Genomic DNA, 24505 nt, shown 5'->3' with positions numbered 1-24505 from the left:
AAATTTTGAATCCATGTCGAAGTCCCAAATGCCACACAACAACGCCGACCAAGCCGAACTGAACAACTTCAACCAACTGGCCAATACCTGGTGGGATGAATCCGGTGAATTTGGTGCTTTGCATAAAATCAACCCCTTCCGCTTAAGCTTTATCGAACAGTTCCAATCCATTGACGGACAAACCGTGCTCGACATCGGCTGTGGCGGTGGCATTTTATCTGAAGCCATGGCCAAAGCCGGTGGCCGAGTCACGGGCATCGACTTGGCCGATGAAGTGTTAACGGTCGCCAAACTGCACGGTTTGGATTCCGGCGTTAAAGTCGATTACCGATTGGAAGCGGCTGAAGATCACGCCGAAAAGCACCACGAACATTACGACATCGTGACCTGTATGGAAATGTTGGAACATGTTCCTGAGCCTGCTGCCATTATCCAGGCGGCTGCCAATGCGGTAAAACCGGGCGGTTGGGTGTTTTTTTCCACCCTGAACCGCAATTATAAATCCTATTTACTGGCGATTTTCGCCGCGGAACAAATACTGGATCTGGTACCGAAAGGCACTCATACGCACGAAAAATTCATTCAACCATCCGAGCTGGACGCCATGGCTCGGCAAGCCGGGTTGATACTGAAAGACGGCGCTGGTATTGAGTTCAACCCGCTCCTGAAGCGCTACGGTCTAAGCGAAAAGCTGGACGTTAACTATCTGGTGGCTTACCAGAAACCCGTTTAACCCCGTCTATTACCCGATTTAGAAGAGATTAACCCCATGACCATTCAATGTGTGCTTTTTGATTTGGACGGCACCCTGCTCGACACCTCCTACGATTTTGCCTACGCCCTGAACCACACCTGTCGCCATTACGGCCAGAAACCGTTGCATTATCAAGACATCCGTAAAACCGTTTCTCAAGGCGGGCTGGCTATGACCCAGCTGGCCTTTCCCGGGTTGGAAGGTGATGAACTGGAAAGCAAGCGTCAGTTTTTCTTGGATGTGTATTTCAAACACATTGATATGCACACACGTTTATTCCCGGGCCTGGAAGCAGGCCTGGCGGAAATTGCCGAACGCAATATTCCCTGGGGAATCGTCACCAATAAACCCACTTGGCTAACGGAAAAGCTATTAGAGAACATTCAATTTCCATCCGAACCGGCCAGCCTTGTTTGCGGCGACACCTTAAGTGTGCGCAAACCTCACCCGGAACCGCTGTTATTGGCGGCCCAACAATGCGGCGTCACCGCCGACCAATGCATTTATCTCGGCGATCACCCGAGAGACATTGAGGCCGGCATCAATGCCGGCATGCAAACCGGTGCCGCCATGTTTGGTTATTTGCCGGAAGCGGCTTCCGAAACCGCTTGGCCGGCCGATTATTTTTTTGAAACCCCGATTGAAATCACCCACTTCATTCAAGAGACATTATGAGCATTTATTTGATTACCGGTGCCGCAGAAGGTTTGGGGCGCAGCCTCGCACTGGCCTTAGCACATGACAACAACCAGCTGATTTTATTGGATAAAAACCTTAAAGGCCTGAATCATCTGTACGACACCATTGTTGAATCCGATGATTATCAAGCCGAACCGGCTTTGTTTCCAATGGATTTGCTCGGCGCCAACATCGAGCATTATGAACAACTGAGAAGCACGCTGGAAAATGAATACAGCCACCTTGACGGCGTGTTTTTGAATGCCGCCACCTTGCCGGCTTTTACGCCGATTGAGTATTTCGATTACACTCAATGGTATGAAGTGCTACACACCAACTTAAACGCCAATTTTCATTTAATCCAACAGACGTTGCCGCTGCTGCGTGCCGCCGAAAGCGGCCAGCTGGTTGCGATACTGGATCGAAACCTGACAGCCAACCCAGCTTATTACGGCGCTTACGGTGTCGCAAAAGCCGGACTGGAACAGTTAATGAAAACCGTGGCCATCGAAAATCAAAAAGACAAGATTCGCTTTTACAGCGCCAAGCTCGGCGCTTTTCAATCCAATACGCGCAGCCGTCAATTCCCGAGCGAGAATCCAGATACAATTCCGACCAGCCAAGCAACCGCCATCGAGCTACTGAAAGCCTTGCAAAATGATTGCAACACGGACGGTCTGCAAAAACTCTAACTCAAAAACCGCCCAGGCCTGGGCGGTTTGGTTATTCAACCATGTCACCTTTTTCAGAATGCGTTTTGAATGATGGTTACGCGATTGGCTTTTTACGCGCTTCTAGCCACGGCATCACCCACATTTGATACAAAGACGTGAATAGCATAATCGTCGCCGCAATGCTGTACCCAAACCCGCCGATAATGACAAACCAGGCAAATTGCGGGTTCATTTTCGTTAACCACCAAGAAGCAATATCCACCACCAAAAAGGCAAACGGAATGAAGATAATCACCGCCTTGACCCAGCGATTGAAGCCAACCGCCATCGAAAAGATATAACCGACAAAGAAGAAAATGAACGAAATGCCGAACAGGTGAATGTGTGAAACGCGTGTTAAAGAAGTAATGTCCGCGCCCTCATCCACTTTGGCGATTTCTTTCATGGTGTTGAGCTGAGTCACATTTGGCAACGACTTGATGTGCGCATGACAAACCGCGCATTTCTGCATCACAATCGGTTCAACAATCGGTTCCCACTCCGATTCTTTCGCCCCATCACGCGCCCATTTAATCAGTGTCATTCGTTCTTCCGGCGTAGCCTTGTCTTTCATCGAACCATTCAATTTCGATTCCAGTTTGGAACCGGTTCGATTCCCGTAATAACTGTACACAATATCGTCAACCGAAATCCCGAATTTGCCGTCTGCCATACCGTGCGTCAGCAGTATTTGACCGCCGGCCATCAAGAGCCCCAGCCCGACCACCATGATGTAGCCAGTGAATAAAGATTTTAACGGAATACTGAGCTCAGGGAGTGACCAGTTTCGGGTAGCGTTCATTATCGAATTTCCTCATTATCGGGTTACAATTGAAATGCAAATCGAATGCTGAACAAACGGCTTAACGGATATTTGAATGTATTGTATTGGCTTGCCGAAACCCATTGAAGATGAGTTGGCGCACTTTGGTTTTAATCTGCTTCGGAAAGTCGTATGATGTTACACAGCATTAACACCCACAAACTATACACCTTTTTAGCCGAATGTTTCATGAATTTGTGCTGAGACTGCGCAGAGCATTGGGTTCACAAGGAAATTTTCGAAGACGTGTCGTATCGGTGATTACGACCGACTGAGAAAATATTTCTTGTGGAATCAAGGAACAAGCAAAGTCGGTGCAAATTTGTGAAATATTCGGATTAGGAGAACATTATGGCAAAGCGGCGTTATATTCGTTTTTTTGATGAGATCGGAATTGATGACATTCCGTTAGTAGGTGGCAAAAACGCCTCTCTGGGAGAGATGTTCCAAGCCCTGACCCCGGTAGGCATTCCAATCCCAAACGGCTTTGCGGTCACGGCTGAAGCCTACCGAGCCGTTTTAACCGAAAACAAACTCTGGGATAAATTGCATGACATTCTCGATCCGCTCGATGAATCCAATGTTACCGATCTGGCCGAGCGCGGCCAAGGCGCGCGGCAGCTGATTTATCAGGCGGATTTACCCCAAGCGTTGACGAAAGAAATTCTCGACGCTTACCAGGCGTTAAACGATTGTTTTAAAACCCCCATTACGTTGGCCATTCGCAGTTCTGCCACGGCGGAAGACCTCCCCACAGCCAGTTTCGCTGGGCAACAGGATACCTATCTCAACATCAGCGGCGAAACCGCTCTACTGGATGCGTGTAAACGTTGTTTTGCCAGCCTATTTACCGATCGCGCCATCCATTACCGTATCGACCAAGGATTCGATCACTTTGATGTCGGGCTCTCGATTGGCGTCCAAAAAATGGTACGCTCCGATCTATCCGCATCCGGCGTTATGTTTTCCATCGATACCGAAACCGGATTTAAGGATGCGGTTTTCATCACCGGCGCTTACGGATTAGGCGAGAACGTCGTCCAAGGCGCTGTGGATCCGGATGAATTCTATGTCCATAAACCCACCTTTGAACAAGGCTATCGAACGGTGTTACGTCGCCACCTAGGGGCCAAAAAAATTAAAATGATTTACGCGGTGGATGCCCATAAATCCCCTGTGCGTAACATCAACACATCACAAGCCGAGCGCCAAGCCTTCTGCATTACCGATGAAGAGGTTCTCAAACTGGCGGATTACGCCATTCGTATCGAGAAACATTACAGCGACAAAATCGGTTACCAGCGCCCCATGGACATTGAATGGGCCAAAGACGGCGACGATGGGCAGCTGTATATCGTCCAGGCCCGCCCGGAAACCGTGGCTTCTCAAAAGATTGGCACCCAATTGAAAACCTACCAAATTTCACCGGAACCGGATGCTCAAATTCTGGCGACAGGCCGCGCCGTCGGCAGCAAGGTCGCTCATGGCCAGGCCCATGTCATCCAAGACGTCGCTTACATCGACCAATTCAAAGCCGGCGAAATTCTCGTCACCGACATCACCACGCCGGACTGGGAACCAGTGATGAAAATCGCTTCAGCCATCATCACCAATCGCGGCGGACGAACCTGCCACGCCGCCATTATTGCGCGTGAACTGGGCATTCCGGCGATTGTCGGTTGCCCCCAAGCCACGAAGGAGTTGGAATCCAATCCCGAAATCACCGTTTCCTGTGCCGAAGGCGACACAGGAAAAGTCTATCTCGGCAAACAACCGTTTGAAATCCATGAAACCGATCTGTCCGATTTAGCGATGCCGAAAACCGATATCATGCTGAACCTGGGCAATCCGGCACTGGCCTTTCAGACCAGTTTTATCCCAAATCAAGGCGTCGGGCTGGCCAGAATGGAATTCATCATCAATGAATCGGTCAAAGCCCACCCTTTAGCGTTACTGCAACCGGAAAAAGTGACGGCCAAAACCATTCAGGAACAGCTGACCGACCTAACCCGCGGTTACGATAGCGGCAAGGCCTTTTTCATCGATAAACTCGCCAGCGGCATCGGCACCATTGCTGCGGCTTTCTACCCGAAACCAGTCGTGGTCCGCCTTTCGGACTTTAAATCGAATGAATATGCCAGCCTATTGGGCGGTAAATACTTCGAACCACATGAAGAAAATCCCATGCTGGGCTACCGTGGGGCGTCCCGTTACATTTCCGAAGCATTTGAGCCGGCCTTTGCATTAGAGTGCCAGGCCATCAAACACGTTCGCGAAGAAATGGGCTTCAGCAATGTCATCGTGATGATTCCGTTTGTGCGGCGCGTGGTCGAAGCGCAAAAAGTGATTGAAACGATGGAAAAGCATGATTTGAAGCGTAATAAAAATGCGTTGAAAATCTACATGATGTGCGAGATTCCCAACAATGTACTTGAAATGGATGCCTTCGCGCCCTACTTTGACGGTATCTCCATCGGCTCGAACGATTTGACGCAGCTGGTGCTCGGTGTGGATCGGGATTCCGCTTTGGTCGCGGACAGTTACGACGAACGTGCCGAAGGCGTGAAAACCATGATTAAATGGGCGGTTGAAGGAGCTAAGCGCAATGGATTGCACTCCGGACTATGCGGTCAAGCGCCGTCGGATTACCCTGAAATGGCGGAATTCTTGATTGAGCTCGGTATCGACTCCATCAGTTTAAATCCGGATTCCGTACTGAAAACCATGCAATGTATTGCCGAACTCGAAAACCAGGCCAAAACTTAACGTTTGTCTCAGACGCCAGATTCAAAAACAATTGGGTGAAAAGTCGTCAGGCCTGGCGACTTTTCACATTTCCACTGCGATGCCATCAAGGTGTTATCGGGTCTTTAATTGCAGCCATTTCCAGCTTCGGATCACGATGGAAAGCTTGTTTAATCAATTCCGGTGCCGAGTCCAGTAGCTGGCGTGTATACTCATGCTGTGGATTTAGCATAATGTCTTCCACCGGCCCTTGTTCAACAATTTGCCCTTCTTTCATCACGGCCACCTGATGCGCAATGGCCGGAATAATCGATAAGTCATGGGTGATGAATAAATACGACATATGATACTGCTGTTGCAACCGGTTCAATAAATCCAGCACCTGTGCCCGGACGGACACGTCCAACGCACTGGTCGGCTCGTCACAAATAATCAATTCCGGTTCCACCGCCAAGGCACGGGCAATGCCGATGCGTTGCCGCTGCCCGCCGGAAAACTCATGCGGATAACGGAACTTATGCTCCGGCAGCAGCCCGACTTGCTCCAACAATTCATCAATACGCTCATCCTGATCCGCCGCGCTTTTTGGCCCGACCTTCAAGGTATTCATACCCTCACGAATAATGTCGCGAATCTGCATTCGCGGGTTCAACGCCGAAAACGGGTCCTGAAAAATTACCTGTACCCGTTTCCGGAACGGCTTCATATGGCGTTCGTTCAAGGGTAATAAATCGACGATTTCCGATTCGGTATGAAATTCCACTTCACCGTAAGTGGCGTCCACCAACCGAAGAATCGCTTGCCCGATGGTGCTTTTTCCGCTGCCGGATTCGCCAACCAGCGCCAGCGTTTCCCCGCGGTTAATCGCTAAATTGACGCCGTCCACCGCTTTCACATAGCCGACGGTACGTTGGAAAATGCCTTTTTTAATGGGAAAATGCACCTTTAAATCGCTGATGCGTAACAGACTGCGCGCTTCGGAAACCGGCTTATAAGTCAGCTTCGGCACGGCATCGGCCAGTAGTTTTTGAGTGTAAGGGTGAGTCGGGTTTGAAAAGAAATGCGCTTTATCCGCTTGCTCGACTAACTCGCCCTGCTTCATCACCGCCACACGGTCCGCCATTTCATTCACCACACCCATATCATGAGTAATGAACAAAATCGCCAGGCCTCGCTCATCGCGCAATCGCTTCAGCAGTTTCAATACTTGAGCCTGAATGGTCACGTCCAAGGCGGTCGTTGGTTCATCCGCAATTAATAAATCCGGTTCACAGGCCAACGCCATTGCAATCATCACCCGTTGTTTTTGCCCGCCGGATAATTGGTGCGGATACCAGTCATAACGCGCTTCCGGATCAGGAATCCCGACTTCCTCAAACAGGCTAATCACTTTTTTACGGGCGGCCTGACGATTCATTTTTAAATGAATTTTCAAAGCCTCGGCCACCTGATCGCCCACTTTCATCACTGGGTTCAAGGATGTCATCGGCTCCTGAAAAATCATCGCCACCTGCTGTCCTCGCACACGCTGCATTTTCACTTCCGGCAACAAAAACAGGCTTTCGTCGTTAAGAACGACCTGGCCGCCGGTGATGTCCAACGCTTCCGGCAACAAACGCATAATCGCCAACGACGTCAAAGATTTACCACTGCCCGATTCGCCGACCAAAGCGAAAATTTCCCCCGGCTGAATCTGAAAGCTGACGTTTTTGACCAGCGCTGTCTCACCGGCTTTGATTTCCAGGTGTTCAACGTTTAATACGGGTTCTTGTGATGCCATAGATTCATCCTAACATTATTTCTGATTACGCGGATCCAGCACGGTTTGCACTCGATCCGAGAATAAATTGGCGGCCAGCACCAAGATAAACATAAAGAAGAAAGCGGAAAACAGCGACCACCAGACCATGGGTTCCCGCGCCATTTCCAAACGTGCCTGATTGATCATATTGCCCCAGCTGTGCATGGTCGGGTCCACCCCGACGCCGACATACGATAAAACGGCCTCGGCCAACACCAACCCGCTGAAATCCAATACCACCGCAATCAATACAATATGCATGACGTTCGGCATGATGTGACGGCCAATGATGCGGAAACGGCTGACGCCAAACGCTTTCGAGGCTGTAACATAATCGACTTGGCTGATTTTCAGGGTTTCGGCCCGAAGCAACCGGCACAGTCCGGTCCAACTGGTCATGCCGAGAATAAAAATCAGGAACAGCAAGCGAATATCGGCTCGCTCTTCGGTACTGCTGAACCATTCCGGATTATTACTCATAATCGCCTGCATCACCAGTACGGCGGCGGCAATCAATAAAACACCGGGAATTGAGTTCAAGGTGGTGTAAAGGTATTGAATGACGTCATCCACCCAGCCACGGAACAAACCGGCGCTGATGCCCAGAACCAACGATAGCGGCAACATCACCAAGGTGGTCAACACCCCGATCAACACGCCGGTGCGGATGCTCTTCAAGGATTCGTACAACACATCGTTCCCCACCTTGTCGGTGCCGAAGACATGATAGAAGAAACTGAGGTGATACAACCAAGTCAGAAAGACAACCACCAAAATCAGCGTCAAATAGCCGGCCCGCCAAGGCAGGCGGGTTTGGTTGCGAAGCACTTGACGGAGATAAGCCAGTAACGCCAGTCGGTGAACTCGAGATCGCCACAAGGCGTGCAATAAAATCAGCAACAAACTGATCAGCAATCCAGTCAAAGCGGCTTCCAGACTGGCTTGAATAATCGAAACCGGTTCCACATGCTTCAAAGGGCGATAACGCTGTTCAACACGGCCATCGCTGCCGATCTCTAAGCTCTTATTGTATTCGGTTGTCGCAAACGGGGCGGAGTAAGTGCGTTCCTGATCACTTGCCAAATGCGGCAAGGCGGTATCCAGCACGCTTTGGTTCTCCGACAAATGCGTGGGCGACGCTTCGACACGAAAATGCACCGAATCCATCAGTGCAATCAGCAAATACACCATTAACAGAATCGCGGAAACCATCGCTAAGCGCGATTCGAAAATCTGTAACCACTGGTGGCGTACTTGAGGCGAACGGCTGATTAAACGTGCCCAAACCACCAAGGCCAGCATCAGCCCCCAGATCATGTAATCCGTCCAAAGCATTTCCAAGCTGATCCCCATCATCCGTTCAACCTCACTCTCGGGTCAAACACCGTATAGGAAATATCGGTGAGAATCAGGCCGATGATGTACAACACCGAACCGAGGAACACCATCGACTTCACGATGGCGAAGTCCTGCGCATTGATGGCGTCAATCGTATAACTGCCCAGGCCTGGAATACCGAAGAAGGACTCCATAATCAAACTGCCCATGAACAAGGTCGGAATCACCACCACCACGCCGGTCAGAATCGGCAGCAGCCCGTTTTGCAATAAATGACCGAACAGCAATTTGATTTCAGACAAGCCTTTGGCCCGAGCCGTGCGAATGTAATCCTTATTGATTTCTTCTAGGAAAATGCTGCGATACCAACGCACGCCGGCACCCAACCCGGCGAAAACGCCAATGGCCACCGGCAAAATCAAGAACTTAAAGGCATCCCAGCCTTCGCTGTAACCGGAAATCGGCACCCAGTGCCAAATTTTGCTGAACAGCACCTGGCCAGCGATGATGTAGAACAGCCCGGAAATCGACATAATCGCCACCGCCACCATCATGGTCACGCTGTCGAGCACCGATCCTCGGAACAGGACAATCAGCAATGCCAATGAAATATTGGTCACCAAACCGATGAGGAAGGTCGGTAAGGCAATGGCCAGACTCGGCCACATGCGCTCCTGAATGTCGGCGGAAATCTGTCGGCCGTCATCCGACTGGCCGAAGTCAAAAGTAAAAAGCTTAACGGATTCATTCACAAACAAGGTATCGGTCAAAACGCCCAGGCCTGGTGCTTTTTCATTATAGAACAGCGGCTTGTCATAACCGTGGTCCTGCTTCCAGGCTTCGATCATTTCCGGCGTGGTCTGCTTGGCCCCCAAATGGGTTCGCGCCATATCGTCCGGTGTGTTCACCATGAAAAACAACGCAAAGGTAATCAGGTTCACCCCAATCAGAATCGGAATGGCGAACAACAAGCGTCTTACGATATAAGCCAGCATTTACACGCCTCCCGAGTCATGTGAACCATGGGTTAAATCATGCGTGTCAATCGAAGTTTTTTGCCGTTTTTGATAGGCGCGAACTAACGGATATATGGACACCAGCAACAGTACCAGCACCAAAATCAATGGCCATAACACCGGCGGATTCCATTCAATCTGTTTTTTCGCTCGAAGTTTTGGGTCCAAACGTTTGTATTTTAAGGTGTTATTGGCCAACGGGTTCGCCCAGGCATTGTGATACCAGCTGTGATACAAGGCCAGGCTTTTCGGATTAAAGCCCCAGGACCAAGGCGCATCCTGCTGCGCGACGCGCACCATTTTTCGAATCAACGCTAAACGTTCCGGCCCGTTTGACATGGTTTTGATTTGCTTGAACAGACGGTTAAATTCCGGATTATCGTAATTGGCGTAATTGATGCCCGCGCCTTTGTTTTTAACGGTCGACTGCTCGCCATCCAACAAAAACAAGAAATTTTCCGGATCCGGGTAATCTGCATTCCAACCCCAGGAAAACATCTGTCCTTGCCCGGTGCGCATCTTATCCTGGAAGCGGTTGTAATCGGTAGCCCGAATCACCAGTTCAATACCCAGCTTAGCGAACTGTTTACGATACCAGTTCAACTGCGATTTACTGTTTGGCCCGGTGGCCGCCGTATCGTAGTGCAACACCAACGGCTCCCCATTCGGTTTGCGACCATTCGGATAACCGGCTTCGGCCAGCAAATGCTTGGCGGTCTCAATCGATTTACGCTGTGGATGACCCTTCTGCCAGTTATACACAAATGGATTAATGCCCGATTCGCCATTTTCATAACCGAAAATACCGGGCGGAATCGGGCCTTGCGCCACCACCCCGCGCCCATTCAGGAAAATGGAAATGAATTCTTCTTCGTTCAGAGCAATGCTAATGGCTTGACGCAGCTTTTGTTGTTTCTCGCTGTAGCCCCCGACCACCGGATCGAGCATATTGAAGCCGAAAAAAAACACCGTGGGTTCCACCACATTCAAGAAGCGAATGCCCTTGTTCTGCATTTCCGGCGTTAAGCTCAAATCGCCGCCGGAAGAGACCGAAATCGCCTGGTCGAAACTATCGGAGCTGACGCCGGACGCATCGTAATACCCTTGCAGAAATTTATTCCACAAAGGCACGCTTTCCTTTTCCAGAGAATAGATGACTTCCTTAATGAACGGCAACGGCTTACCGGCATCGTTCAGCAAATTCGGATTTGCCCCTTCAGGCAAGCCATCGGTCGGATAAAAACCGTGGTGATAATTCGGGTTGGCCAACAAGCGCATACGGCGGTTCGGATCGTTCTCCACCAACTGATACGGGCCGGTGCCGACAGGATAGGTGTCCAACGAAATATTCTTTTCCGCCAGGCCTGGCTGATCGTAAAACACCTCCGCTTCCCAAGGAATCGGCGCGAAGAAATTCATGCTCAACCAGTACAAAAATTGTGGGTACACGCCGTTAATGCGAATGCGCCACTCTCGGTCCGACACCACTTGAACGCCTGGCAAATTCTTTTTTCTCAGCTCCGACACAGTTATAGGTTCGGCCGACACCGCTTTCGAAAAGGCGTCCATGCCAACAATCAATGACTTCATCGTGCCCAGTATCGGGGAATGGTTGCTGGTCACCGCCATGCGCTTAATGGCATAAGCATAATCGTTCGCGTTCAAAGGGCGGGTATCGGTTTGGGTGAAGTCTTCCAAGGTTCGAATGCCTTCAAGCTGCTCGCGGGAAAGTGGTACCAAGGCCGGTTGCCCTTGAGCATCTTTTACGAAAGCCGGGTGCGGTTGAAAATAGATGTTCGGTTTCAACTCAAATCGATATTCCGAAAACGCGACCTCGCCGGAGTCCTCAGATACCGGCTCTCCAGCTTGGTTCAAAAAAGTCACCGTCGGCATCCCTGTGAGAGTCAAGGGTTCGAGGGTATAAGGACGTTTTAGATAATGGTATTGCAGCGGCGGCTCGTATACTTGGCTGATAATCGACCATTCATTGGCATTATAGGAAATCACCGGATCAAGATGTTTCGGGCGGGATGAAAAAGCCGAAAACAGCACCGGCTCTTCCACCTGCGACAGTTCATAAGGACTATTCCATCGGCTGCCGTCACAGCCGGAAAAAAACATGATTACCGACAAAATCACACTGATTTTTAAGAAGTTACCAATCACGCTTCATCCGCTTTATAAGAGAGATTTGAATTGACTCGACATTTGAACTAGGTTATCAAAATTACGAATGTTTTTTCAAATAAAAAGAAGATCATTATAGCCCGTTTTTAACGTTATAATGATCTGAATTATTTTTGTACATTTTCGGAAACAACCTAGTAGAACAAAGGAGTCAAAATGGGATTTCTTGCGGGAAAAAAAGCCCTGATTGTCGGGGTCGCCAATAACAAATCCATTGCATACGGCATCGCCAAACAAATGCACGAACAAGGTGCGGAAATCGCCCTGACCTACCAAACCGAAAAACTGAAAAGTCGCGTTGAAAAAATCGCTGAAGAACTGGGCAGCCATATCGTTCTCCCCTTGGACGTCACATCGGACGAACAAATCGACAATGTTTTTGCCGAACTGGGCAAACAATGGGACGGTTTGGACATTCTGGTTCACTCGGTCGCTTTCGCACCGCGCGAAGAATTGGAAGGCCGCATGATTGACGCCTCAACCCGCTCCGGCTTCTCCGTGGCGCACGACATTTCCGCTTACAGCCTGACGGCTTTGACCAAAGCCGGTTACGACATGCTGAACAAAAACAACGGTTCAGTCATCACCGTCTCTTACCTGGGCGCGGAAAGAGCGGTTCCCAACTACAACGTTATGGGCATTGCCAAAGCGTCTTTGGAAGCAACTGTACGGTATCTGGCGGCCGACTTGGGACAAGACGGCATCCGCGTTAACGCGGTATCGGCCGGACCGATTCGCACCCTGGCGGCTTCCGGTATCAAAGACTTCCGCAGCATGCTGGATAAAGCGGCGGCGGCCACGCCTTTACGCCGTAACGTCAGCATTGAAGAAGTCGGCAACACCGCCGCCTTCTTATGCTCTGACTTAGCATCTGGTATCACGGGTGAAATCACCTATGTCGATGGCGGTTACAACACTACGGCCAGCAACTGATAGCGCCACGAAAATGGCCAGGCCTGGCCATTTCATACAAAGCTCCGTCAGGGGCTTTTTTTATATCTGAAATTCAAAGAAATACCAATCCACAAAAACGGGATTCAACAGAAAGCCAAAACAATCATCAAAGAGATAAAAGTGAAAAATTAAGCTAGAGAAGGATAAATGGCGGAGTGGACGGGATTCGAACCCGCGACCCCCTGCGTGACAGGCAGGTATTCTAACCGGCTGAACTACCACTCCGAACAGGGTGATGATTGACTAATCATCGAAACAATATGGTGGGTGATACTGGGCTCGAACCAGTGACCCTCGCCTTGTAAGGGCGATGCTCTCCCAACTGAGCTAATCACCCGAATCGTAGAAACAATTCGAATCAGTGCAAAATAAATGGCGGAGTGGACGGGACTCGAACCCGCGACCCCCTGCGTGACAGGCAGGTATTCTAACCAACTGAACTACCACTCCGAATCAAATCAAAACTGGTGGGTGATACTGGGCTCGAACCAGTGACCCTCGCCTTGTAAGGGCGATGCTCTCCCAACTGAGCTAATCACCCAACTCTGATTTATTCTTTTGCGCTTAAGGCCGTTTCAGACGCTGTCTGAGCTTGCCTCAACTGATGGGCGTATTATAAGTACTTAAGCGACGTTGTCAAACAATTTGGACGCTTTTTTTACAAATTTCTGACATAAAAAAACCCCTCATAATTTAACCTATTGATTTGATTAAATTTGAGGGGTTTTGACAGCTATTAAGACGATTTCGGTCTTAGTTAACAGCGTCCTTAAGTGCTTTACCAGCTGAGAACTTAGGAACTTTTGCCGCAGGGATTTGCATTTCTGCACCTGTTTGAGGGTTACGACCAGTACGCGCTGAACGCTCACCAACTTTAAAAGTACCAAACCCGATGATGGCGACTGAATCACCTGAGCTCAAAGCTTTTGTGACAGTAGAGACAGTTGCTTCTAGCGCTTTAGCGGCATCTGCTTTCGTTAAACCTGCTTCTTCAGCGATCGCACTAACTAATTCGGTCTTATTCATGATGTGAGTTTCTCCATAAGTATTAAGTATTCTTTCCACCCAAATTAAGGCTTGTGGTAGTTATATCAGCGTTCAACATTTACTGTCAAGCCTGTTAAAAGGAAAAGTTTACAAAATTAATGTCTTTTTTGATCTTTTTTCAAAATTTGCTTGGAAGTTTCCTTATCCGCAATGATTTTTCCCATTTCGGCACCTTTCATGCTGATCTCAGCCAAAGCCTCATCGTCATCGCTAGCCGTCGGCAACGACTCCAATGCAATTTTAAACACCTCATCAATCCATTGCACAGGATGAATATCCAAGCCGGCTTTCACTTCCTCGGAGATTTCCGACAAATCCCGGACATTCTCATACGGAATCAAAACGGTTTTAATGCCGCCTCTCGCCGCGGCCAGCAGCTTTTCTTTCAACCCACCAATCGGCAAGACCTCACCACGCAACGTGATCTCGCCGGTCATGGCCACGTCGGAACGCACCGGAATTTGCGTCAATACAGAAGCAATGGCGGTACAAATCGCAATCCCGGCACTCGGACCATCTTTCTTGATCGCCCCTTCCGGAAAATGCAAATGAATGTCCTGCTTTTCATAAAAATCGTCTTCCAGCCCCAACTCCTTGCTGCGACTGCGAATCACGCTCATCGCTGTCTGGGTCGACTCTTGCATCACGCTACCCAGTTGCCCGGTAGACGTGTTTTTACCCTTACCAGGCATGGCTGTCGCTTCAATACGCAACAAGTCGCCACCAACACGCGTCCAAGCCAAGCCCGCCACTTGGCCGACCTGATTTTTCTCTTCCGCCAACCCGAATCGGTATTTAGCCACACCCAAGTATTTTTCCAAATCTTTCGGCATGACTTGAATTGGCGCTTCTGCTTCGCCAGTCACGATTTCCTTAACGGACTTACGGCAAATTTTGGCCAGCTTCTGATCCAGTAAACGCACACCGGCTTCCCGCGTATACGTTTGGATAATTTTCAGTATCGATTCCTGCGGCACTTTAATTTCGTCTGCTTTCAGGCCGTGGTCTTTCATTTCTCGCGGCAGCAAATGCTGAGACGCAATGTTCAACTTTTCGTTTTCGGTATAACCGGCCAGATCAATGATTTCCATTCGATCCAACAAGGGTTCCGGAATATCCATGGAATTGGAGGTGGCGACGAACATCACGTCAGACAAGTCATAATCAACTTCCAAATAGTGGTCGTTAAACGCTTTGTTCTGCTCGGGGTCCAGTACCTCCAATAACGCACTGGCTGGATCGCCACGCTGATCGCGTGCCATTTTGTCGATTTCATCCAATAAAAACAATGGATTACGCGTTCCGGCGGTTTTCATTTTTTGAATCACGCGTCCCGGCATCGCACCCAAATAGGTTTTACGGTGTCCACGAATTTCGGCCTCATCTCGCACACCACCAAGCGACATACGCACATAATGGCGATTGGTGGCTTCGGCAATGGAGCGTGCCAGCGAGGTTTTACCCACACCAGGCGGTCCAACCAGGCACAAAATCGGCCCTTTGATTTTTTTGACCCGCTTTTGCACCGCTAAATATTCAATGATACGCTCTTTCACCTTTTCCAAACCATAATGCTGTTTGTCTAAAATGGTTTGTGCTTTATTCAGGTCTTTGGAAACGCGTGTGCGTTTTTTCCATGGAATGGCCACGAGCCATTCAATATAAGTGCGTACAACATTCGCTTCCGGCGATTGAGGCGACATCATTTTTAATTTTTTCAGTTCTTCTTCAGCCACTTTCAAGGCAGCCGGCGTCATTCCGACGGCATCAATTTGCTCTTTCAGCTTGGTCATTTCACTGACACCGTCTTCCGAGGCTTCACCTAACTCTTCGTGAATCGCCTGCAGCTTGGTATTCAAATAGAAATTGCGCTGCGTTTGATCCATCTTTTTCTTCACGCGAGAATTAATGCGTTGTTCAGATTCCAGCAAGTCGATTTCGGTCTCAATGGTGCTGAGAATATGCTCCAAACGATCGTTAATGGATAAAATTTCCAATAGCTGTTGTTTTTCTTCGATGCCCAATTTCAAATTTGCGGAAATGGTGTCCACCAACCGATTCGGTTCGGTCGTTTTTTGAATACTTTTCTGAACTTCGGATGGAATTTTTTTCTTCAGATCGGCGTAATCCTGAAAACGCTCTTGAATGGTACGCACTAACACAACGCCGTCATTATCCAGCGTTTCGTCGGACGGGACCTGTTGAATATCGCCGGTCAAAAACGACTCTTCGTTATTCAACTCCAATAACTCAAACCGTTTAACCCCTTCCACCAGCACTTTCAGCGTGCCATCCGGCAATTTCAACAACTGCAGGATATTGGCCATCACGCCGATACGGTATAAATTATCGATGGTCGGCGTTTCTTCAGTGGCATTTTGCTGGGTAATCAGGAAAATCTGCTTGTCTTCCTTCATAGCCGCATTCAAAGCATTCATTGACTTCGGGCGCCCAACAAACAACGGCACCACCATACCTGGAAAAACCACCACATCCCGTAAAGCTAAAACAAACACGTTGGTTTTGAATTCTATTTGGTCTATGTCCATAATGCGTTCCAATCTTTTATTATCGTTATTATCCTACGCCATTAAGCGTGACGCTGGTTTAGCCGGAGGCTTTTTCGTCCGATTCCTGATACATTAGCATCGGTTTTTTAGTGCCTTTGATCACGGCTTTGTTAATCACGACTTTTTCGACATTCTGCATGCTCGGCAAATCGTACATCGTATCAAGCAAAGTTTTTTCCAAGATGGATCTTAAGCCACGAGCACCGGTTTTACGTTCAATCGCCATTTTGGCAATTTCCATCAACGCATCCTTACGGAACTGCAGTTCCACGCCTTCCAGCTCGAACATTTTTTGATACTGTTTGATTAGAGCATTTTTCGGTTCGGTCAAAATCTGAATCAAGGCTTTCTCATCCAACTCTTCCAGCGCCGCAACCACCGGCAAACGCCCGACAAATTCCGGAATCAAACCAAACTTCACCAAATCTTCCGGCTCAATACCCTGGAAGCGCTCCGACAAAGACGCTTTAGAATCTTGCGATTTCACTTCGGCCGAGAAGCCGATGCCCGTGTTTTTATCCGTACGCTGTTCGATCAGCTTATCCAACCCTTCAAAGGCCCCGCCAACAATAAACAGAATCTTCGAGGTGTCGACCTGAATCATATCTTGGTTTGGGTGCTTACGCCCGCCTTGCGGTGGGATATTCGCGACCGTTCCCTCAATCAACTTCAACAACGCCTGCTGCACCCCTTCACCGGAAACGTCTCGGGTAATCGACGGGTTTTCCGATTTACGGGTAATTTTGTCGATTTCATCAATATAGATGATGCCTCTTTCCGCCTTTTCCGCATCGTTGTCGCAACGTTGCAACAACTTCAGTACGATGCTTTCAACATCTTCACCCACGTAACCGGCCTCGGTCAACGTCGTGGCATCCGCGATGGCAAACGGAACATCCAACAAGCGTGCCAGCGTCTGTGCCAGCAAGGTCTTACCGGAACCGGTCGGCCCGATCAACAGAATATTACTTTTGTTTAGCTCGACATCGTCTTTTTGATAGCCGTTTTGCAAACGCTTATAGTGGTTATACACCGCCACGGACAGCACTTTTTTAGCATGCTCTTGCCCGATCACATAATCGTTCAAAATTAGACTGATTTCATGTGGTGTTGGCAGGTTGTCAAGTTCAAAAGCACTCAACTCCTCTTCGCCAAACTCTTCTTTTAAAATGTCATTACACAGCTCAACACATTCGTCACAAATATAAACAGAAGGGCCTGCAATCAATTTTTTCACTTCATCCTGCGCTTTACCGCAAAATGAACAATACAACGTTTTTTCACTCATCCGACTGCCTTTTCTTTCTATTAACGACGTGTTAGTACTTGGTCAACCAAACCGTAATCACATGCTTCTTGCGCACTCATGAAGTTATCACGATCTGTGTCACGTTCGATCACATCCAGTGGTTGACCGGTATGCTCGGCCAATGCCTGATTCAGACGACCTTTAATTTGCATGATTTCTTTCGCGTGGATTTCAATATCCGAAGCCTGCCCTTGAAAGCCACCCAATGGTTGGTGAATCATAACCCGCGAATTCGGCAAGGCAAAACGCTTGCCTTCCGCCCCGGCGGACAACAAAAATGATCCCATACTCGCCGCTTGACCAATACACATGGTGCTGACATCCGGTTTAATGAATCGCATCGTATCGTAAATGGCCATGCCGGCCGTCACACTGCCACCCGGCGAGTTAATGTATAAATGAATGTCTTTATCCGGGTTTTCAGATTCCAAAAACAATAATTGCGCGACAATTAAATTCGCCATCTGGTCCTCTACCTGCCCGACTAAAAAGATAACGCGCTCTTTCAACAGGCGGGAATAAATATCAAACGAACGCTCTCCTCGGCTCGTTTGTTCGATGACCATTGGAATTAAAGCGTCTTGGATCGGTGTTGAATGCATTCAAATAAACCTTTATTTTTATTTAATTTTTCTTCGACAGCCTGAAAACAGGCTCGAAGTTTCGATTGTTCCATCGAAAATTTACCATATAGATGGTTCTATCTTAGCCTTTTATCAGGCAAAAAAAAACTTAACCTTGTTACAAAATGACATTATTTTGCAACAGCGGTTAAGTTTTTTAAGGACGTTAAAAACCGTTTAAGCGGCTGGGCTAACGATCTCTTCAAACGATTTCGAAACTTCTTTGACTTTGGCTTCTTTCAAGACAGTGTTAGCAATCTCTCTTTCAACCAAAATCGCATCGATTTCTTTTTGAGCCTGTGGGTTTTTCGCATACCAGTCGATGACTTCCTGAGGGTCCTCATAAGCCGATGCCTGATCTTCGATAAACGCTTTTCTGGCGTCTTCCGTCGCTTCGATTTTATTCTCTTTAATGACTTCACCTAGAACCAAACCGATTTTGACGCGTTTTTCCGCATCCGGCTTAAAGGCATCCAGTGTCAAACCGATGTCTTCCGCTTTCAAGCCTTGCTGCTGGAATTGTTCAACTTGACGCTGCATCAATGCAGACGCTTCTTGATCAATTAGGGCTTGTGGCAAAGTAACGTCTACTTTGTCAGACAAGGCATCCAAAACAGCGGTACGGTTTTGGTTTTCAACGGCACGTTGCAATTCTTTTTCCATATTGGAACGAATTTCGTTGACCAACGCTTCTTCGGTGCCTTCTTCAATGCCAAACGACTTAACGAATTCTTCGTCGATCTCTGGCAAGACTTTCTTTTGTACTGAGTGTACGGTAATGTCGAATGTAACGGTCTGCCCTTTCAATTCCTCTGACTGATAGTCTTCTGGGAAAGTCACCTCAATGGTTTTTTCCTCTCCCTTTTTCATGCCGATAATGCCGTCTTCAAAACCAGGAATCATACGACCGGAACCAATTTCTAAAGGTACGTTTTCGGCTTTACCGCCTTCGAACTCAACCCCGTCTTTCTTGCCGACGAAATCGATAATCACCTGTTCGCCTTTACGGGCTTTTTTAGCGGCGCTGGCGGTTTTCCAAGCCATTTTTTGTTCACGCAACTTGGTCATCATATTCTCAACGTCTTTGTCCGTGACTTCGGATTTAACCGTTTCCACGGTCAAACTTGAGAATTTTGGCAGTTTGATTTCAGGAAAAACTTCAAAAGTCGCCGAGTAGATGATGTTGCCGTCTTTTTCATCCAATTCCTGAAATTGCGGATAACCGGCGACATTCAATGATTCGTTTGCAATCGCTTCATAGAAAGACTGCTGAACCGTTTCGCCCATCATTTCCTGACGAACCTGACCGCCATAACGCTTTTTCACAATGCTCATAGGGACTTTTCCAGGACGGAAACCATCCATTTTCACGGTACGACGCATCTGGGCCAAACGCTTTTCAACTTTACTGTCTAAATCACCCGCTGGCAGCGTGACGTTAATTTTGTGTTCAAGGCCTGTATCCGGCTTTTCTACTGTTACTTGCATGTGTTTAATCTCAAAAATTAAAATCCAGTTCGTGAACAGAATTACAACATCCCGTTCGGCGGTTTATTCTCTAACTAAAATAAACGCGGAATTATACCGATTTTATTAAATTAATGAAAGACATAGCCGGAAATTTAATCCCCTCTTTCGCCAAAGAGCACGACTGTGATAAAATTAACATATTGGGTTATATACAAAATGTATCTATTAACGCTTATTTTATATAACGATATTTACAAAGAGGCTAACAAAGATGGTTATTGAAAAATTCATGATGCTAATGGTTGGAATAATGGTGTTACTGTCGGCCATCCTGGCATATGCTTACACACCGGCCTGGTTGCTGTTAACCGGCTTCATCGGTTTGAACCTGTTGATTTCCGGTTTGACCGGATTTTGCCCAATGGTGTACATCCTGCGTAAATTCGGCCTGAAACACGGCTGCGCTTTCCGCAACTGTTAAAAACAGGCGGCATCCGGTAAAAAGGCTGCGATATGTAACTTAATATGCAGCCTTTTTATTTAAAAATACACAACTCGGTTGACACAACTATTCAAACGTCTCGGTGATCTCTTCGATTTCCGATTCCAACAACAGCCATTCTTCTTCCAGCGCTTCAATGTCAGCGGTCAAACGCGCCTCTTCTTTCAGCAAGGCGGTCAACTCTTCGGAACGACTGGCCTCGTATAAACTGGAATCCTCCATCGTCGCATGAATTTTCGTTAACTCACCCTGCGTGTTCGATAACGCTTTTTCCACTTGAGCTAAACGCTTGGTTTGTGTACGCGTCGCTTCTTTAAGACGCTTGCGGAATTGAGCGTTTTCCTGACGTTGTGCTTTTTTGTTAACGGCCCCACTGTCATCCAAAGAATCACCAGGCCTGGCCGAATTAGCCGCTTTTTCAGCTTTGATACTCGCTTGCTGTTCTTTCAGGCGTTTTAACCGTTGTTGCAAGTAACTTTCCAAGTCACCGGCATAACGTTCCACCCGAGTATCGTGTACCCACCAAAACTGATCGACAATACTCGACAACAAATGCTGATCGTGCGTCACCAGAATCAAGGCGCCGGAAAACTCTTGCAAGGCCATTTCCAGCGCGTCACGGGTTTCCATATCCAAATGGTTGGTCGGTTCATCCAAAATCACTAAGTTAGGTTTTTGATACACCATCAACGCCAAGGATAAACGCGCCTTTTCGCCACCGGAAAACGGTTTGACCGGTGACAAGGCTTTATCATGCCCAAAACCGAACCGCCCAAGAAAGTCCCGTGCTTCTTGGTCGGTAATGTTCGTCATCATCTCTTTTCCGAGTGCCAACATATGTGCCAAAGGGGTTTGATTCGGGTTCAAAGCTTCCAATTGATGTTGCGCGAAATAACCGATCTTCAAGCCTTTGCTGTGTTTGACCACCCCGGTTTTCGGTTGCAGATCCCGAATCAACAACTTTAACAACGTCGATTTCCCGGAACCGTTCACCCCGACCAAACCAATGCGATCACCGGCGCGCAACACCAAAGAGGCTTCTTGCAAAATCGGTTCATCGCCATAGCCAAAACTCAATTGTTCGACATTCAGCATCGGGTCGGGAAGATGGTCGGGTTCGGCCAGTTGAAATTGAAACGGGTTGGTTGCTTGAACGGCGGCGACTTGCTCAATACGCTCCATGGCTTTGACACGGCTTTGCGCCTGTTTAGCTTTGGACGCCTTGGCTTTGAAACGTTCAATAAACGACTTCAAATGCTGCATCTGTTGCTTTTGCTTATCGTGCAACGCCTGTTGTTGCATCAACTGTTCATTACGCTGACGCTCAAACGCGGCAAAGTTGCCGGTAAAATAGTGAATACGCCCCTGATCAAGTTGGGCAATACCCTGCACCACCTCGTCCAAGAAGTGTCGATCATGGGAAATAACCATGACCGCGCCTTGAAAGGATTTTAACCACTGTACCAACCAGGAAACCGCTTCAATATCCAAGTGGTTAGTCGGTTCGTCCAGCAGGAGTAAATCGGCGCGTTGCATCAGAGCTCGCCCCAGTTTTAGCCGCACCTGCCAACCACCGGAAAACGCTTCAAGGGGTTTATCAAAGTCCGCTTCTTTAAACCCTAAGCCATACATCAACTGCTGGGCTTTCATCGGCACGTCATAGCCATCAATATGGTCCAACTCATCGTAAGCCGCCACCAACCGTTCGTGATGGTTATCCCGCTCGGCCTGCTGAATTTTGTCGCGAGCTTGAGCATAGAGACTGTCACCGAACATCACGTAATCCAGTGCCTTCATATACAGGTGCGTTTGTTCCTGCTCCACATACCCCACTTGCCAAGCATCGGGCATCGCGATGGTGCCGGTATCCAGCGGCACTTCGTTTAAAATGGCTTTGAGCAGCGTGGATTTTCCGGCGCCATTGGCACCAATCAAACCAATTTTTTGCCCTGGGTGGACGACCAAAGATGTATTTTCCAACAGGACCTTTGTCCCGGCCGTCAATGTAACAGATTGAATACTGAGCATATCAGACGGGCGTCACCACGCGATCCGGTGTTACAAAATGACCTTCCGATAACTGATATTGCCGGTCCATTTTCGCTGCCAATTTCAAATCGTGCGTGACAACCAACAAAGCGGTTTCAAGCTCCTGATTCAACTCCAGCATCAAATCAAACACCTGTTGCGCAGAGGTTTCATCCAGGTTCCCGGTCGGTTCATCGGCCAGCACACAGGCGGGGCGTGTAATCAACGCGCGGGCAATGGCCACCCGCTGACGCTCACCACCCGACAATTCGGCCGGTTTATGTGCCATGCGATGCCCCAAACCAACCCGTTCAAGCAAAGCTTCCGCTTCCTTTTGCGCTTGCTGTGCGGGTTGACGCGCCACTCGCAACGGCAACATGGTATTCTCCAGTGCGCTCAATTCCGGCAGTAAAAAATGAAACTGATACACAAACCCCATATACTCATTACGCAATCGCCCACGTTTTACCTCACTGAGCCGGGAAAAATCCTGCCCGACAAGGCCGACCTCACCGGCGGTCGGTGTATCCAAGCCAGCCAACAAATGCAATAACGTACTTTTACCGGAACCCGAGCTGCCGACAATGGCCACCTTTTCATTGGTTTTCAGTTCAAAGTCCAAACCTTTGATGACCGGCGTCACCAACTTGCCGTCACGGTATTCTTTTTCCAAGTTCGTGGCATGAAGAATAACATTACTCATAACGCAAAGCCTCCGCGGGTTGAGTCTTGGCCGCGCGTCGGGCCGGGTAAATCGTGGCTAATAAAGTTAAAACAAACGCCAGGCCTGACACCACCCAAACATCGTCCCAATGTAGATCGGACGGAATTTTGCTGATGTAATAAATGTCCGCCGGGAAGAACTTAAAGCCGAACAGGTTTTCAATAAACGGTACGATCACATCAATATTCAGGGAAATCGCCACCCCACCGACAATCCCCATCAAAGCGCCGACAACCCCGATAATTAAGCCCTGCACCATAAAAATGGCTTGAATACTGGCCGGACTGGCACCAATAGTACGCAGCACCGCAATGTCTTTTTGTTTGTCCGTAACCACCATGACCATGGTCGACACGATATTGAATGCCGCCACCATGATAATCAACGCCAGCACGATGAACATCATGCGCTTTTCCATTTCAATGGCTTTAAAGAAGTTAGCGTGTTGCTGCGTCCAGTCACGGATGTACAACACCTGATCAATATCATCGGCAATTTCATTACGCACCGTGCGAACCGCGAACAAATCATCCAACCGCAATTGCAAAGCCGACACCGCATCACCCAGCTTGAACACTCGCTGGGCATCATTCATATGCACCAGCGCCAATGCGCTGTCGTATTCGTGCATCCCCACTTCAAACAGGCCGGACACGGTAAATCGCTTTAAACGTGGCATAATTCCCATCGGCGAAATCGAGGCCTGCGGGGCCACCAACGTGACTTTGTCTCCCACCGATACACCCAAGCCATTCGCCAGCTCCGTACCAATAATAATGTTGTAATCGCGGGATTTTAGGTCATCGATTTGCCCATAAACCATTTTGGACTGAACATCCGCCACCTGGCCTTCATACTGCGGCAAAATACCTCTCACCAAAACACCTTTAACACGATCCCCCGCCGTCAACATACCCTGCCCCATGGCATTCGGTGCCGCGCCCTTTACATGGGGCAAGGTTTTCACGATGCCGTACAAGTCCTGCCAATGGTGTAACCGTTCGCCGCGCTCGGACAAGGTCATATGCGCCGTCATGTCTAAAATACGGTCGCGCAATTCTTGCTGGAACCCATTCATAATCGACATCACCGTCACCAAGGCCGTGACGCCCAACGCAATCCCGATAATCGAGGACAGCGAAATAAACGAAATAAATCCATTCCGTTTTTTAGCCCGGGTATAGCGCATCCCCAATAACAACTCAAATGGCAGTTTGAACATA

The 24505-nt window shown here is 48.6% G+C and carries 19 protein-coding genes and 4 tRNA genes; 6 read left to right on the top strand and 17 right to left on the bottom strand.

The annotated features are described in order from the left end of the window. The first annotated feature begins 13 nt into the window (after positions 1–13). From ubiG to AC0KH7_RS06055, 3 genes are read left to right on the top strand one after another with little or no spacing between them, the layout of a single operon-like run. Positions 14–733, top strand: a complete 720-nt coding sequence (gene ubiG / locus AC0KH7_RS06065; RefSeq protein WP_472371638.1) for a bifunctional 2-polyprenyl-6-hydroxyphenol methylase/3-demethylubiquinol 3-O-methyltransferase UbiG — start codon at positions 14–16, stop codon at positions 731–733. Between the two features lie 36 nt (positions 734–769). After that, complete coding sequence (locus tag AC0KH7_RS06060; RefSeq protein WP_472371636.1) at positions 770–1429, top strand: HAD family hydrolase; 660 nt, start codon at positions 770–772, stop codon at positions 1427–1429. Next, positions 1426–2124, top strand: a complete 699-nt coding sequence (locus AC0KH7_RS06055; RefSeq protein WP_472371634.1) for an SDR family NAD(P)-dependent oxidoreductase — start codon at positions 1426–1428, stop codon at positions 2122–2124. Before AC0KH7_RS06060 ends, AC0KH7_RS06055 begins: the two co-directional genes overlap by 4 nt. 76 nt (positions 2125–2200) lie before the next feature. On the opposite strand, the gene AC0KH7_RS06050 is transcribed toward AC0KH7_RS06055, so the two are convergent. Further along, complete coding sequence (locus AC0KH7_RS06050) at positions 2201–2947, bottom strand: elongation factor-1 alpha (RefSeq protein WP_472371632.1); 747 nt, start codon at positions 2945–2947, stop codon at positions 2201–2203. Positions 2948–3319: 372 nt separating this feature from the next. Between AC0KH7_RS06050 and ppsA the strand changes: the two genes are divergently transcribed. Further along, entirely contained in the window at positions 3320–5734 is a 2415-nt protein-coding gene (ppsA, locus tag AC0KH7_RS06045; protein ID WP_472371630.1) for a phosphoenolpyruvate synthase, read from the top strand. 85 nt (positions 5735–5819) lie between these two features. Here the strand turns inward: ppsA and AC0KH7_RS06040 are convergent, their stop codons facing one another. The 4 genes from AC0KH7_RS06040 to AC0KH7_RS06025 are packed head-to-tail and all read right to left on the bottom strand — an operon-like array spanning position 5820 to position 12034. Further along, positions 5820–7493, bottom strand: a complete 1674-nt coding sequence (locus AC0KH7_RS06040) for an ABC transporter ATP-binding protein (protein WP_472371629.1) — start codon at positions 7491–7493, stop codon at positions 5820–5822. 15 nt (positions 7494–7508) lie between these two features. Beyond that, positions 7509–8870, bottom strand: a complete 1362-nt coding sequence (locus AC0KH7_RS06035; protein WP_472371627.1) for an ABC transporter permease — start codon at positions 8868–8870, stop codon at positions 7509–7511. Then, the gene (locus AC0KH7_RS06030) at positions 8867–9847 is read right to left on the bottom strand and encodes an ABC transporter permease (RefSeq protein ID WP_472371625.1); all 981 of its coding nucleotides are present in this window, start codon (positions 9845–9847) and stop codon (positions 8867–8869) included. The genes AC0KH7_RS06035 and AC0KH7_RS06030 overlap by 4 nt, the downstream gene beginning before the upstream one ends. Beyond that, complete coding sequence (locus AC0KH7_RS06025; protein WP_472371623.1) at positions 9848–12034, bottom strand: ABC transporter substrate-binding protein; 2187 nt, start codon at positions 12032–12034, stop codon at positions 9848–9850. It abuts the gene before it with no gap. A 177-nt stretch (positions 12035–12211) separates the two neighbouring features. Between AC0KH7_RS06025 and AC0KH7_RS06020 the strand changes: the two genes are divergently transcribed. Beyond that, complete coding sequence (locus AC0KH7_RS06020) at positions 12212–12988, top strand: enoyl-ACP reductase FabI (RefSeq protein WP_472371621.1); 777 nt, start codon at positions 12212–12214, stop codon at positions 12986–12988. A gap of 169 nt (positions 12989–13157) precedes the next feature. Here the strand turns inward: AC0KH7_RS06020 and AC0KH7_RS06015 are convergent. From AC0KH7_RS06015 to tig, 9 genes are all read right to left on the bottom strand, one after another. Then, positions 13158–13234 (bottom strand) — tRNA-Asp (locus AC0KH7_RS06015). 36 nt (positions 13235–13270) lie between these two features. Continuing rightward, positions 13271–13346, bottom strand: a tRNA-Val gene (locus AC0KH7_RS06010). Between the two features lie 36 nt (positions 13347–13382). Continuing rightward, positions 13383–13459: transfer RNA gene (locus AC0KH7_RS06005), tRNA-Asp, on the bottom strand. A gap of 15 nt (positions 13460–13474) precedes the next feature. Then, a tRNA-Val gene (locus AC0KH7_RS06000) sits at positions 13475–13550 on the bottom strand. Positions 13551–13762: 212 nt separating this feature from the next. After that, complete coding sequence (locus tag AC0KH7_RS05995) at positions 13763–14035, bottom strand: HU family DNA-binding protein (protein WP_029938087.1); 273 nt, start codon at positions 14033–14035, stop codon at positions 13763–13765. A 116-nt stretch (positions 14036–14151) separates the two neighbouring features. Next, positions 14152–16605: an endopeptidase La gene (gene lon, locus AC0KH7_RS05990; RefSeq protein ID WP_472371619.1), complete on the bottom strand. Its 2454-nt coding sequence runs from the start codon at positions 16603–16605 to the stop codon at positions 14152–14154. 58 nt (positions 16606–16663) lie between these two features. Next, the gene (clpX, locus tag AC0KH7_RS05985; protein ID WP_472371617.1) at positions 16664–17914 is read right to left on the bottom strand and encodes an ATP-dependent Clp protease ATP-binding subunit ClpX; all 1251 of its coding nucleotides are present in this window, start codon (positions 17912–17914) and stop codon (positions 16664–16666) included. Between the two features lie 20 nt (positions 17915–17934). Further along, positions 17935–18537, bottom strand: a complete 603-nt coding sequence (gene clpP, locus AC0KH7_RS05980; protein ID WP_472371615.1) for an ATP-dependent Clp endopeptidase proteolytic subunit ClpP — start codon at positions 18535–18537, stop codon at positions 17935–17937. A 198-nt stretch (positions 18538–18735) separates the two neighbouring features. Next, positions 18736–20046, bottom strand: coding sequence for a trigger factor (gene tig, locus AC0KH7_RS05975; RefSeq protein ID WP_472371613.1), 1311 nt, complete (start codon positions 20044–20046; stop codon positions 18736–18738). Between the two features lie 253 nt (positions 20047–20299). Here tig and AC0KH7_RS05970 point away from each other — a divergent pair, with 253 nt between their 5' ends. Further along, positions 20300–20509, top strand: coding sequence for a YgaP family membrane protein (locus AC0KH7_RS05970; RefSeq protein WP_472371611.1), 210 nt, complete (start codon positions 20300–20302; stop codon positions 20507–20509). A gap of 87 nt (positions 20510–20596) precedes the next feature. On the opposite strand, the gene AC0KH7_RS05965 is transcribed toward AC0KH7_RS05970, so the two are convergent. The 3 genes from AC0KH7_RS05965 to AC0KH7_RS05955 are packed head-to-tail and all read right to left on the bottom strand — an operon-like array spanning position 20597 to position 24504. After that, on the bottom strand, positions 20597–22558 hold the full coding sequence (locus tag AC0KH7_RS05965; RefSeq protein WP_472371609.1) for an ABC-F family ATP-binding cassette domain-containing protein: 1962 nt from the start codon (positions 22556–22558) through the stop codon (positions 20597–20599). A gap of 1 nt (position 22559) precedes the next feature. Beyond that, on the bottom strand, positions 22560–23261 hold the full coding sequence (gene lolD, locus AC0KH7_RS05960; protein ID WP_472371607.1) for a lipoprotein-releasing ABC transporter ATP-binding protein LolD: 702 nt from the start codon (positions 23259–23261) through the stop codon (positions 22560–22562). Then, positions 23254–24504: a lipoprotein-releasing ABC transporter permease subunit gene (locus AC0KH7_RS05955; protein ID WP_472371605.1), complete on the bottom strand. Its 1251-nt coding sequence runs from the start codon at positions 24502–24504 to the stop codon at positions 23254–23256. The genes lolD and AC0KH7_RS05955 overlap by 8 nt, the downstream gene beginning before the upstream one ends. Position 24505 lies beyond the last annotated feature (1 nt).

It is taken from the genome of Hydrogenovibrio sp. (assembly GCF_965140365.1).
Taxonomy (GTDB): domain Bacteria; phylum Pseudomonadota; class Gammaproteobacteria; order Thiomicrospirales; family Thiomicrospiraceae; genus Hydrogenovibrio.
This window is presented reverse-complemented; position numbering and strand designations above follow the sequence as displayed.